The following is a 12,782-nucleotide window of genomic DNA, read 5'->3' as shown; positions in this document are numbered from 1 at the left end:
TCTTTGTCTCCCGCTGTGTAGGATGGGCGCGTCACTTTACCGTCAGTAGCGATGACAGTCGAATCATTGGAAGACCACGTAATCGTCGTGCCGTTTACTCCCGTCGCAGGCAACGTCAGGTCCTTCGTCACGTTCGTTGCACTGTCGCCACTTCCGAAGCTTACTTCCAACGCACCCTTGTCGTCAGCTACAGCTTCTNCGAAGCTTACTTCCAACGCACCCTTGTCGTCAGCTACAGCTTCTGCGTTGGTTTGCGGGTTCGCTTTTACCTGTACCGTGAACGTTTTTGTTTCGGTGACACCACCCTTTGTAATCGTTGCGGTGAGCGTTACTTCTTTGTCTCCCGCTGTGTAGGATGGGCGCGTCACTTTACCGTCAGTAGCGATGACAGTCGAATCATCGGAAGACCACGTGATCGTCGTGCCGTTTGCTCCCGTTGCAGGCAGCGTCAGGTCTGCGGTGACATTCGCAGCGCTGTCTCCGTTCTCAAATCCGACTGCCAATGCCGACTTGGCAGCGGCTACGGCTTCTGTGTCGGTCGGCAAGCTTGCCTTCACCGTGATCGTGAAGACCTTAATTTCCACTTCGCTACCTTTTGTAATGGTTGCCGTCAACGTTACTTCTTTGTCTCCTGCTGTGTAGGATGGGCGCGTCACTTTACCGTCTTCATCTACAACAGTCGTATCGCTGGAAGACCAACTGATTGTCGTACCGCTTGCTCCCGTCACAGGCAGCGTCAGGTCTGCGGTGACATTCGCAGCGCTGTCTCCGCTCTCAAATCCGACTGCCAATGCTGACTTGGCAGCGGCTACGGCTTCTGCGTCGGTCGGCAAGCTTGCCTTCACCGTGATCGTGAAGACCTTGATTTCCACTTCGCTACCTTTTGTAATGGTTGCCGTCAACGTTACTTCTTTATCTCCTGCTGTGTAGGATGGATGCGTCACCTTACCGTCCTCATCTACAACATTCGCATCGCTGGAAGACCAACTGATTGTCGTACCGCTTGCTCCCGTCACAGGCAGCGTCAGGTCTGCGGTGACATTCGCAGCGCTGTCTCCGCTCTCAAATCCGACTGCCAATGCTGACTTGGCAGCGGCTACGGCTTCTGCGTCGGTCGGCAAGCTTGCCTTCACCGTGATCGTGAAGACCTTGATTTCCACTTCGCTACCTTTTGTAATGGTTGCCGTCAACGTTACTTCTTTATCTCCTGCTGTGTAGGATGGATGCGTCACCTTACCGTCCTCATCTACAACATTCGCATCGCTGGAAGACCAACTGATTGTCGTACCGCTTGCTCCCGTCACAGGCAGAGTCAGGTCTGTGGTGACATTCGCAGCGCTGTCTCCGCTCTCAAATCCGACTGCCAATGCCGACTTGTCGGCGGCTACGGCTTCCGCGTCGGTCATCGTCGAATCGCTGACCGTTATCGTTAGTGTCTGTGTACGGCCCGCGCTGAAGGTAAACGTCAAGCTCGTCGTGCCGGTCGCCTGCTGCGCCAAGTATTCTTTTTTAATCGTCACCGTGTTGCTAGACACCGTGTAATCCGTGTCCAGCAACAACGCCGCTGCGCCGTTCGCGATGCCGCTCAGTGTGTTGCCGTTCAGCGTCAGCGTCGTGGATACATCTTGATAGTGTCCGGTTGAGGTGTCTGCCGTGTTCTTGTCAACCCCCCCCGTGTTCGGGCTGATCGTGCTGCTCTGCGGCTCCGTATCGCTGACCGTTATCATCAGCGTTTGCGTATCGCCTGCGCTAAAGATCAACGTCAAGTTTGTCGTGCCGATCGGTTGCTGCGCCAAATATTCTTTCATGATCGTCACCGCGTTGCCGGAAACTGTGTAATCCGTGTTCAGCGCCAACGCGTCAGTATCGTTCGAGATACTGCTCAGCGTATTGCCGTTCAGCGTCAGCGTCGTGGATACATCTTGATAGTGTCCAACCGAAGTATTTGCCGTGTTCTTGTCGAAACTGCACGCGCTCGGACTGACGGTGCTGTTTTGTGTCGCTATATCGCTTGTCATTATGATTCCGCCAAAACCCGCCGTCACAAACATTCCGTTTCCGTACGTGATACTTTTTAGGTGGCCCGTAGTGCCGCTCGGTTGGCTCGTCCAGCTCGCCCAGCTCACTCCGGCGTTGCAGCTCACTTCATCGCTAGCGGTTAAAATCGTTCCCGAGTTTCCCACCGCCACATACGTACCATTCTCGTAAACGATACTGTTTAGGTGATTCGTAGTATTGCTCGTTCGGCTCGTCCAGCTCGCTCCGTCACCGGAGACGAGAATCGTCCCCGTGTTCCCCACTGCCACATAGGTGTTGTTTCCAGAGGTGACGCCAGTTAGATGATTCGTAGTATTGCTCGTTTGGTTCGTCCAGTTCACTCCGTCGTTGGAGATTACAATCGTTCCGTTATACCCCACCGCCACATACATGCCATTTCCGTAGGCGACGCCAGTTAGATGATTCGTAGTATTACTTGTTTGGCTCGTCCAGTTCATCCCGTTGCTAGAGGTTACAATCTTTCCGCCTGCACCCACGGCCACATACGTGCCATTTCCATAGGTGACGCCTAGTAGATCACTCGAAGTCCCGCTTGTCCTCATCGTCCAGTTTGTTCCGTTACTGGAGGTGAAAATTCCCCCAGAGGACCCCGCCGCCACGAACATGTTGCTTCCGTAGGTGACACTGTTAAGCATAGCCGAAGTGATTTTTGTGGGGCTCATCCAGTTCGCTCCATCGCTGGAGGCAATACTTTCTCCAGAGAATCCCACTGCCACATATTTGCCTAACCCGTAGGCGACGCCATATATTGCCATCGTAGTGCCTTTGTTTTGACTCGTCCAGTTCACCCCGTTACTGGAGGTTAAAACGTTTCCACTAGTCCCCACCGCCACATACGTACTATTTCCATAGGCGATGCCACTTAGGTTTTGATTACTCGCAATGCCGCTCGTTTGGCTCGTCCAGCTCGTTCCGTCGCTTGAAGTTATAATCTTTCCGGAGTTCCCCACCGCCACAAACGTGTTGTTGGCATAAATGATACTATAATAAGCATTCGTAGTGCCGCTGGATTCGGACATCCAGCTTATTCCGTCGCTTGAGAGTACAACCGGTCCAGACTGTGTCACTGCCACATACTTGCCGACTTTATAAGCGATAGACCTTATATGATACGTAGTATTGCTCGTTCGGCTCATCCAGTTCGTCCCGTTAACGGAGGTTACAATCTTTCCAAAGTTCCCCACAGCCACGTAGGTGTTGTTTCCGAAGGTGACGCCATTTAAATTATCCGTAATACCGCTCGATCGGCTCGTCCAGTTCACTCCGTCGTTAGAAGTCACAATCGTTCCATTTTCGCCCACCGCCACATACATGCCATTGCCGTAGGCGACACTGATCAACATAGCCGCAATGCCGCTCGTTCGGCTCGTCCAGCTCGTTCCGTCGCTTGAGGTTATTATCGTTCCAGTTGCCCCCACCGCCACAAACATGTTGTTTCCATAAGCGATGCTATTCAGTTGATTCGTTGTGCCGCTCGTTTGGCTCGTCCAGCTCGTCCCGTCGCTTGAAGTGATAATCGTTCCAGAGATCCCCACCGCCACAAACGTGTTGTTTCCATAAGTGACGCCAATAAGTTGAGCACCCGTGGGCAGCGGACTCTGGATATTCCATTTATCAAGAGAGCCTGCGAAGGCATACCCGGGAAGATTGGCCGCAATTAATAACAATACTATGACAGTAGAAATCCAACGTTTAATCATTGTTTTTATCCACTCGCCTTTCTTTTCATTTCATATAGACTCGATAGAAAGAATATCTTTCCTCTAGTCGCTTAAGCATCCTGTCGGATATGAGCGATTATAACAGGGACCGCTTAACATTTACTGAAAAGACGAAAGCGTAGACCATCCGTTGTCAATCGGCAACCCGCATCCAATCGAATTAAGCGTTTATTAAGGGGGGCTTTGTTGATCTATATGCGCTCGTAGCAAAGGGCATAGGCACCGAATGTTCAGAGATAAAATTGTTGCGTGGATTCTATTATTAACCACGACTATCGCGCTTGTGCTGTGGATGTCCTCACACGCCAACAAAAATGCTCCTGTTGTGGTACGAGGTTACCTTGATCTAAGAGCGTGGAACTTCGATGATAACGACATTGTCCTGCTGAATGGCGAATGGTAATTTTATCCAAATTGATAGCTAATACCAGGCGACATCTTGAGCGCAACAAACAAAAAACGGGATATAATGGTACCGGGCAAGTGGGAGAGGCCGGCCAAACCGGGGAATCAAGAAATCGCTACTCACCGCAAAACGTTCCCTATACGGTCTATTTCCATACCGATGGCAACGAGATCGAAATTTTGCTGCTTGCGTCCAACTTCGATTACAAGAGCGCCGGCATCGCTAATTCGCTTTATTTCGGCCCGGCCACTGCGGTCGCCATCTATAAAAATGTCCGGACATCCCTTTCGAGTTGGCCTTCAAAATCTTTCGTCGCTTACTCGTCCATGCGACAACTAACGCAACAGTTACAAATAGCAAACCGAATGAAGGATGAATTTCTGCTGCTTACTTCTCATGAGCACAATACGCCTTGCCTTCCACACGTCGTGCTGCTTCGTGTAGCGACTTCAGGTTAAGTCTTTATCCGTCTACGATGTAACGCTTGTTATCGTTTTTAACCATGCCAATCACATGGAGTCCGCGTTTCACGACTTCTTGAATGAGAGGCGCATGGGTAAACCAACTATCCATGAGGGCGTACGAAGACGTCATTCCCGCTGTAATCACGCGGTCCAGCATAGCGGCGATGACCTGCGGTGCGGCAAAAAGCGCTTCTTGGCGATGTTTGTAACCGGAAGTTCTTTTGTCGATCCCCTCAAGCATGCCGTTGATGCCGGACTTCAAGGAGCCTAGCAAACTAAATTTTACCGGAATGAGCGAATGACCGTCCAACCAGCCCATCGTCAGCATGCGAAATCCCTTGTAAAACATACTCGTCGCATGATCCTTAAAGCGGGCTAGCATCTCCACTTTTTTGCTTCGGTTGCGTTCGTACATCGAGTCGTCAATGATGAACGCTGTATTCCGATCGTCAGAGGTTAACTTCAATACGCGCTGGATGGTTTCGCTACTCAGCGATAACAAGAATCTCCTTCACGAATAACCGCTATGGGTCAGGAAGCGGTAAAGGGAATCCTTTCCTTGATGTGACTCGCTTTTGTTGCTCTCCAGAAGGCGAAACCGACTCTTTTGGTGAAATAGAATAACAAAAACAAGCCGAAATAAGTAAGCGCAAGTAAATCCGAATTTATTCTAAAAACCCCCGCCATTCAAGTGTTTGGTATTATCCCCTTTAAGTAGACACTCAAAAAAACCCTCATGTTATCATGAAGGAAAGAGTGAACTTGGAGGGGATTTTTCTATGGCTAAAAAGGGACAAACATTTAAGCAATATACAGAAGAATTTAAACTAGCTGCGGTACAAGAGTACATGAAGGGATCATCCAACTATAAGAAAGTGGCTGAAAAGTTTGAAATTGGAAACTATAGCCAATTGTTCTGGGTGAAGAAATGGCAAAAAGGAGAGGCCTTTGACGTGCGCGCAGATAAGATACCTGACCCTCTTACAGGACGTCCTCGCACGATCTTCAGTACTGAGATTAAAGAGTATATGATGGCCATCCATTTCACGCACCCTTACTTCGGGTACCCACGTATGAGGATAGCCTTACAGGAGGCAGGATACATCGTTAATCACAAGAAGGAATGGCGACTCATGAAGGCACTGTCCATTCAATCTGTTATTCGAAGGAAGCGAAGACAGTCTAATTACACGTTCTCGGTCGTGTAACCGAACCGTCTTAAACGCGAATTCCATGCTACAGCACTTTCACAAAAAATGGTCACGGATATTACCTACATTTCCGACGGCACGAATTTCCACTACCTCTCTGTCATTCAAGATTTATTCAACAATGAGGTTATCGCTTGGCAGTTGTCTTCGCGCAACAATGTGCAACTCCTGCTGGATACAGTCGAAGAGTGGACAAGAAAAAGAGACGTTTCAGAAGCCGTTCTCCATTCGGATCAAGGCTTCCAATATACGTCTCCGGTATACAACACGCGCTTAGAAGCATTCGGCGTTAAAGGGAGCCACTCTCGCAAAGCAACCTGCCTAGATAATGCATGCATCGAATCCTTTTTTTCGCATTTCAAGACAGAGAAGTTGTATCTCCAACAGTGTAAATCAGGAACGAAAATTCGGCAAGCTGTGGAAGAGTACATTTACTTTTATAACTACCAGCGGTATCAATTTAAACTGAAGCAGCGCGCACCAATTGAATATCGGTGCGCGCTGACAGCATAGTTTTTTTTAACTGTCTACTTGACAGGGGTATGACCACAAACAGGCGGTGTTTTTCTATTTTTGTCAATCCGACTAACCTATTGACTTCAAACCTAAGCTGTACATACTGTTAATCTACTTTTGGCTCTTCGAAAGTTGAGATATTTATTCCTATACCTTTACGTCGAATTAATTCATATAATTTGTGAATCATCCTACTCGATCAAACAATAAAACGCTTATTTAGTGAAGTAAGCTCGTTGGACATGGTGCGGATTTGCTCCGCGGAGCCGCTCACCTCGTCCATCGCCGCAATCTGGGCGCCGGAGTTGGATACGATTCCTTCAAAATGCTGCGCCGCTTGGCGCGAAATTCGCTCCATCTCCTCGACCGAGGCTGCGACCTCCTCCGATTCGGAGGATACCTCTTCCGATGCTGCGGATACCTCTTGCAATTGAATGTTCACCTGCTCCAATCCCGTTACAATCGCTTGAAACGAAGCCCCTGCATCCTTCACGAGATGAAGTCCGGACTCCACCTTCGTCGCGCTTAGCTCCATGTTCGAAGACAGCTGCGCCGTTTGCTCCAGGATCGCGGCAATTAACTCGCCAATCTGCATGGCAGAATCTTGCGACTGTGTCGCGAGCTTGCGCACTTCATCGGCCACAACCGCAAACCCTTTGCCGTGCTCGCCCGCATGGGAGGCTTCGATAGCGGCATTTAACGCAAGCAAATTCGTCTGCTTCGCAATGCCAGCCATGACGTTTGTAATTTCACCGATTTCACCTGAACGGCCCTCGAGTCTTCTTGTTGCTGCAAGCATGTGTTCGGCCGTCTCGTGAATCGACTGCATCTCCTTCATCGCATGGGCAATCAGCCCATTGCCCCGTTCGCTTTCCTCCATTGTCTCCTGCGCGACATGAGAGACGATCGAGGCAGATTCCGTGATGCGAAGCATGCTATACGTCATGCCTTCCACAGCCTTCGTCATGTCGGCTGCCCTTACGACCTGAATATTAGCCCCTCCGGACGCATCCTGAATGCTTGCCGCAATTAAGCGACTTGCTTCCGTTGTGGTACGGGCATGATTCGAGACGCCCTCCGAGGTATGGAGCAGCCGCTCGGAATTATCCCGCATGCTGCGGATCACGGATCGCGTGTTCGATACCAATTGGTCAAACGTATTGGCCAAATGGCCGATCTCGTCCTTTCGGCCTGCTTGGATAGCGACCGTCATATCCCCTTCCCGCACTCTGGCTACTTGCGTGGTCAGCTTGTTTAATGGCCGTGTCAAATAGCTCGCCATCAAATAAACCAAAATAATGCCCGCCGCAATAATGCCAAGCGTCACGTAAAGCGTAGCCTTTTGATTATCCTTCATAAGCTTAAACACGCCGGATGCATCGAAATCCGCTCCAACCACGCCAATCAGCTCGCCATCTTTGCTTTTGAGCGGAACATAGGCGGTAATCGTCGCGCCGTATTCCTCATCATCCGATAAATCCCCCACTTGAGGAGTGCCTTCGGCAAATGCTTGAATCATGCGTGGATACTCATTTTCCTCTGGTTCGCCAAGCGCCGAAAAATCCTCAGCCTCTATATCGAGCGGCGCTCCATCGACGACATAATAATAAACGGCTTGCCCGCCTTCTTCTTTCTTGGCCAACGTATATAAATATTTCAAACCATTCATTTCGCGAAGCTCGTTTAACTTAGCGCGCAGGCTCGTATAATACTCGTTCTCCCCTGCTTCGACGCTAATCCCAGCATACGCCTCAAGATCAATCAGTTTGGCTGCATTTTCGGCCACAAGCTGTGCCTGAGCACCCAAAGAGTCCTCCACCAAGCCCGTGGAAGAGCGATAAATAGTAAATCCAAGCACGGCGCCCGCAAGTAAAATAAGACTTGAGAAAAACAAAACCATCCTCGTCAATAAGCGATTCAACCTTATTTCCCCTTCCCATGTCACAAAACATTACCTTACGTTATTTTACAAGATTCGACAGCTTTAATCTATCCTTTCATCGGTTTGGTAGCGTTGGCTGGAATCAGGCGGAATGGATATCCTTCGTTGCAAAAAAGATAGACTTCCTCTCGCATATCCTGTGCTATACTACTACAAAATGGAATACAGCTCCCTTCAAGGCGTCGTCTCTTTGCCGACCGAACCGATAAACACTTGCTGCATATGGCTGCATCATAACAAAGGAGTGATCGCTTATCCGTCCGTTCATTCGCATTTTTTTGGTCTATCTATTTATTTTTATCATCTCTGCCACTCTAGCTTCCCTGAATGTCACGCTCCTTTATATTTTCGGCAGCGGTTTTCTCATTGCCTTGCTATTTCTTGGTGTACCTTACTTTTATCTGTTGTTTCGAGAGACGAATATAGAGCGTCTTGAAAAGTTTTTAATCAGGCAGCGAAGAAAACCAGCCTTGTACTTATTTTATGTGAGTGCGAACAGGCAAGATGAGGAGTTTGAGCGCGTGCTCGATCAGTTGCTGAGGAAATACAAGCAGCCAGCAAGACAGGCCCTGTATAGGGCAATCCATGGTGTATATCACAAGAATACGTCTACATTAAAAAACGAGATTCCCCATATCCGGCCGCTCCAGTACCGTCGATATTACGAAGCTTATGTTCAAATCGAGGAAGGTGAGTTTGAGCAGGCACGGGCTTCAGCGGCTCAAATAGCCAAGCCATGGATGAGATATGCACTTCTCTCCGAGATTGAGCTAAAGTCTGGCAACCGAAGCAAAGCCATTGCACTCGCCCGAGAAACGCTGCGACACTGCAAAGGATTGCAAAGATACCTTGTGTACAAAGGCTATGAGCTTGAGCTGCCGGAGGCTGTAGCGTGAATCTAGGAAACTGATGGCTATCCTGTACGCCTGCATTAACTTTATACTTTTATACTTTTCTGAGATTGCTATCCTGTATATCTGCACTAAAAAGGCCTGCTTCAACACCTTATTGAACGATAATCAGTGCCTATATTATAAAAATACAACATAGATCCCAACCTACGGTGCAAAACAGCCGCTATCCTGCAAACGTGCAGGATAGCGGCTGTTCCGTGTTTATTATCAAAAATTTTACCTGTACTGCATAACTCTCTTTTCTACTATCCGTATGCTTATCCCCAACAAATCTTTTCCTGCAATTAACACTATGTTAACTGTGTTGGCTATAGTGCTGGATTTGTTGGGTTTAGTGGGGTTGCTGGGTTTGATGGGGTTGGTGGGGTTGAACGGTTTGATCGGTTTGCTGGGGTTGGTGGGGTTGATCGGTTTGCTGGGGTTGATGGGTTTGATGGGTTTGATGGGTTTGATGGGTTTGATGAGTTTGATGGGTTTGATGGGTTTGATGCTAGTTGGCCGTGTCAGCTATAATACTGCATGTTATGTATGATGGCTATCCTGTACGCCTGCATTAACTTTATGCTTTTAGACACTTCTGCGGTTGCTATCCTGTATATCTGCACTAAAAAGGCATGGTTCATCACCTTTTGGAACGATAATCAGAGCCTATATTATAAAAATACAACATAGATCCCAACCTACGGTGCAAAACAGCCGCTATCCTGCAAACGTGCAGGATAGCGGCTGTTTCATATCAATTATTTAATCAATTTGTCCTGTACTGCATAAGTTCTTTTCTATAGTCCGTATGCTTAGCCCTAACAAAGCTTATTCCACAATTTTACATGAAATAAGCCTTTGTTCATACGTTTCTTCTCTATTTCTTCTTCAAGATGTGCCCATCACAACAATATTACTTTCCTAGAGCTTCTTCAAGATGTCTCCATCACTACAGCTTTTCTCCTATATAACATCTTCTTTAAAATCTTCATATAACATCTTTCTATTAAAGCAATTGCCTTACCATACTTCTCAAAAACTTCACCATTTGCTCGCTCTGTTACTTTCTCGGACTATCTTCAGCAATGCCCGCTTTGCCCAACCCTTTTTCTACCATGCACCTCTGATCCTCTACAGAGCAAATTGAGGCAAATAACGCTGATGTGCCGCAAGCAATTGGTCAAGCACCTGCTTCGCTGCTGCCACCGAGCCTATCAGCGGGTGTATGCAAAGCGCCTGCAGCGCCTTGTCATAGTCGCCGTGAACGGCTGCTTCGACCGTCAGCTCCTCGTAGGCTTTCACGACCTGCAGCAGTCCGCGGATTTGTGGTCCCGGCTGCTGGGATAACGCGATTGGATGCGCTCCTTCAGCATCGATAATCGCATTGACCTCTACGCTGGCATCATCCGGCAGGCAGGCAATAATGCCATTATTGCGCACATTAACCGTCTGGACATCGCCTTTATTGTTATAGATTGCCGTCATCAGATTAACCGCTACCTCGGAATAGAAGGCTCCGCCCCGCTGCTCCAATTGGGGAGGCTTAATGGCAAGCTGAGGGTCTTGGTACAGCTTGAACAGCTCGTCTTCCAGCCGCATGACCGTTTCCGCTCTCGTTCCACCGGACTGCATCGCCGCGAACTGCTCTTGCAGCATCTCGTCGCGCAAATAATAGTAACGGTGATAAGCGCATGGCAATGCCCCTAGCGATTGCAAAAATTGCAGGTCCCAGTCCAGATCGGGTATGTTTTTCATGGTCATGCCACCTGCGCCGGCCATTTCACGCAGAAATTGCTCCGTAATGTCTGCGCCCCGCACGATAATGCGGGTGGTCCAGTTCAAATGATTGATGCCCACCCATTCCAACTGTACCTCAGACACGGGAACCTCACACAGCTCCGCAATCTGATTGCGGAGTCCAATGGGCAAATTGCATAAGCCAATCGTCTTTACGCCTCCGTATTTCAGCACCGCTTCCGTCACGATTCCAGCTGGATTGGTAAAGTTAATCAGAAAGGCATCCGGCGCAAGCTCACGAATATCGCGGCAAATATCAAGGATGACCGGAATGGTGCGCAACGCTTTGGCGAAGCCGCCCGCTCCGGTCGTCTCTTGCCCGATCATGCCGAGCTCGGCAGGAATGCGCTCATCGAGCGAGCGAGCCGCCAATTGCCCTACGCGGATTTGCGTGCTGATGAAATCGGCATCCTTGATCGCTTCACGCCGGTCGAGAGTCACGCGAATATCGACCGCAAGCCCCGCCTTCTCGAACATCCGCTTCGCCAGCTCTCCGATAATGCGCAGCTTCTCCGCTCCTGCCTCGACGTCGACAAGATAAAGCTGCTTTATCGGAAATTGATCATAATTTTTGATAAACCCTTCCATAAGCTCAGGTGTATACGAGGAGCCTCCGCCAATAACCGCAACCTTCAAATCTTTATGTTTCATTCTTGATAGCCTCCATATTGTACAAAAATAGGTTCGAGCGCTTCCGTCTTATAAATACCTGCCTGCTCCAGCGCAAGCAAAACTGCGCCATATACAGGCGCCATTTCGGGAATAACAAGCCGATCATCATTGTTCTCCGACCGCAGCATCGCCTGCAGCTCGTTCATCAAGTGGAGGCTGCGCCCCTTTTGCAGCACGCTGCCAATGAGCACGATTGGAACAGGCCTGTCTTGGTGCCCGCCCAGCTTGCGGATAACGGCATTTGCTGCCAGTCCAAGCTCTCTTCCCGTATCCTTTAGCAGCCCTATGGCCAGCAGATCTCCCTCAGCGGCCGCTTCATGCAGCACGATCGTCAGTGCTTCCGGTACGGTAGAGATGTCCTCGTCGAGCAGCCGCTCAATGGTAGTACCCAGATCGTCATCTCCAAAGTATGCCGCTACGTGATCAGTTAGCTTGCTAGCCGCTTCCCGGCCTTCCCATGAACGAACGGCCGTCTGAAATGCCGCCGCGGCCAAATACTCCCCGCCTGCCCGGTCACCGAACAGCTCGCCAAAGCCGCCTACCTGGACGATCTCCCCCTCGCTGTTTCTACCTGCTGCATTCGTCCCGCTGCCGCAAACGAGCACGACACCGGTATGGCTCCTGCTGCCCGTCCGCAAGCCGATCATCGTATCGCAGACAACGTCCCAGCTTTTGAACGGAATCGTGGACAGTGCAGGCAATAAAAGGGAAAAGTCGATAGCCCGATCGGCTCCGGCAAGCCCGTATTGTACAAAATCAATTTGGTCCATGTGGAGACCCGCCTTTTCCAGCGCCAAATCAATAGCTTGTTTGATATGGCCTAATGCCGCATCTACGCCAATCCGTTGATGATTGCCGCAACCTGCAACCCCTGCCCCCAGCTTGATGCCTTGATCATTTACAATGACGGCATACGTTTTGCTGCCGCCGCCGTCAACCCCCATTACGATAGCCATAACAATCTCCTCTTCCTCGTGGCCGTAGCCGCGTTCTGCTGCAATCCTGCCGGTGTGACAGAAGCAGCCGGTTCAAGGCAATAAGAAAGCCTGGACGGCTATTCAGTCATGACGACCGACAGCGCCCAGGCCAGGTTACCAAA

Annotated in this window: 9 protein-coding genes and 2 pseudogenes; 6 read left to right on the top strand and 5 right to left on the bottom strand. The window is 49.6% G+C overall.

Annotation, left to right across the window (positions count from 1 at the left end):
- Positions 1–3,758, bottom strand: a 3,758-nt coding sequence (locus FJQ58_RS10795; protein WP_139993161.1) for an immunoglobulin-like domain-containing protein, incomplete at its 3' end; no start/stop codon positions are given.
- A gap of 247 nt (positions 3,759–4,005) precedes the next feature.
- Here FJQ58_RS10795 and FJQ58_RS32300 point away from each other — a divergent pair.
- Complete coding sequence (locus tag FJQ58_RS32300) at positions 4,006–4,182, top strand: hypothetical protein (protein ID WP_162341422.1); 177 nt, start codon at positions 4,006–4,008, stop codon at positions 4,180–4,182.
- Positions 4,176–4,643, top strand: a complete 468-nt coding sequence (locus tag FJQ58_RS10790) for a hypothetical protein (RefSeq protein ID WP_139993159.1) — start codon at positions 4,176–4,178, stop codon at positions 4,641–4,643. Before FJQ58_RS32300 ends, FJQ58_RS10790 begins: the two co-directional genes overlap by 7 nt.
- A gap of 7 nt (positions 4,644–4,650) precedes the next feature.
- Here FJQ58_RS10790 and FJQ58_RS10785 read toward each other — a convergent pair.
- Positions 4,651–5,346, bottom strand: a pseudogene (locus tag FJQ58_RS10785) (IS4 family transposase); the annotation flags it as partial.
- Between the two features lie 82 nt (positions 5,347–5,428).
- On the opposite strand from FJQ58_RS10785, the gene FJQ58_RS10780 reads away from it, so the two are divergent.
- Both FJQ58_RS10780 and FJQ58_RS10775 read left to right on the top strand, forming a co-directional pair.
- Positions 5,429–5,857: an IS3 family transposase gene (locus tag FJQ58_RS10780; protein WP_139993157.1), complete on the top strand. Its 429-nt coding sequence runs from the start codon at positions 5,429–5,431 to the stop codon at positions 5,855–5,857.
- A 12-nt stretch (positions 5,858–5,869) separates the two neighbouring features.
- Positions 5,870–6,373 (top strand): annotated as a pseudogene (locus FJQ58_RS10775) (IS3 family transposase); the annotation flags it as partial.
- A gap of 202 nt (positions 6,374–6,575) precedes the next feature.
- Here the strand turns inward: FJQ58_RS10775 and FJQ58_RS10770 are convergent.
- Complete coding sequence (locus tag FJQ58_RS10770) at positions 6,576–8,297, bottom strand: methyl-accepting chemotaxis protein (RefSeq protein ID WP_139993153.1); 1,722 nt, start codon at positions 8,295–8,297, stop codon at positions 6,576–6,578.
- Positions 8,298–8,839: 542 nt separating this feature from the next.
- On the opposite strand from FJQ58_RS10770, the gene FJQ58_RS10765 reads away from it, so the two are divergent.
- Both FJQ58_RS10765 and FJQ58_RS10760 read left to right on the top strand, forming a co-directional pair.
- The gene (locus tag FJQ58_RS10765) at positions 8,840–9,214 is read left to right on the top strand and encodes a hypothetical protein (protein WP_139993151.1); all 375 of its coding nucleotides are present in this window, start codon (positions 8,840–8,842) and stop codon (positions 9,212–9,214) included.
- Between the two features lie 385 nt (positions 9,215–9,599).
- A complete protein-coding gene (locus FJQ58_RS10760) occupies positions 9,600–9,764 on the top strand; it encodes a hypothetical protein (RefSeq protein WP_202915248.1) in 165 nt (54 codons plus the stop codon).
- Positions 9,765–10,345: 581 nt separating this feature from the next.
- On the opposite strand, the gene FJQ58_RS10755 is transcribed toward FJQ58_RS10760, so the two are convergent.
- Together FJQ58_RS10755 and FJQ58_RS10750 are read right to left on the bottom strand one after the other, a co-directional pair.
- The gene (locus FJQ58_RS10755; protein WP_139993150.1) at positions 10,346–11,662 is read right to left on the bottom strand and encodes a 6-phospho-beta-glucosidase; all 1,317 of its coding nucleotides are present in this window, start codon (positions 11,660–11,662) and stop codon (positions 10,346–10,348) included.
- Positions 11,659–12,639 (bottom strand): N-acetylglucosamine kinase, encoded by a 981-nt coding sequence (locus tag FJQ58_RS10750; RefSeq protein WP_139993148.1) that lies wholly within the window; start codon positions 12,637–12,639, stop codon positions 11,659–11,661. Before FJQ58_RS10750 ends, FJQ58_RS10755 begins: the two co-directional genes overlap by 4 nt.
- Positions 12,640–12,782: the final 143 nt, after the last annotated feature.

It is taken from the genome of Paenibacillus paridis, from assembly GCF_006345825.1.
GTDB classification, from domain to species: Bacteria; Bacillota; Bacilli; order Paenibacillales; family Paenibacillaceae; genus Pristimantibacillus; species Pristimantibacillus paridis.
This window is presented reverse-complemented; position numbering and strand designations above follow the sequence as displayed.

What these genes read in the sequence shown, in the direction of transcription:
- FJQ58_RS32300 (WP_162341422.1), top strand. Translation starts at nt 4,006, where the DNA reads ATGTTCAGAGATAAAATTGTTGCGTGGATTCTATTATTAACCACGACT.
- FJQ58_RS10790 (WP_139993159.1), top strand. Translation starts at nt 4,176, where the DNA reads ATGGTAATTTTATCCAAATTGATAGCTAATACCAGGCGACATCTTGAG.
- FJQ58_RS10780 (WP_139993157.1), top strand. Translation starts at nt 5,429, where the DNA reads ATGGCTAAAAAGGGACAAACATTTAAGCAATATACAGAAGAATTTAAA.
- FJQ58_RS10755 (WP_139993150.1), bottom strand. Translation starts at nt 11,662, where the DNA reads ATGAAACATAAAGATTTGAAGGTTGCGGTTATTGGCGGAGGCTCCTCG.
- FJQ58_RS10750 (WP_139993148.1), bottom strand. Translation starts at nt 12,639, where the DNA reads ATGGCTATCGTAATGGGGGTTGACGGCGGCGGCAGCAAAACGTATGCC.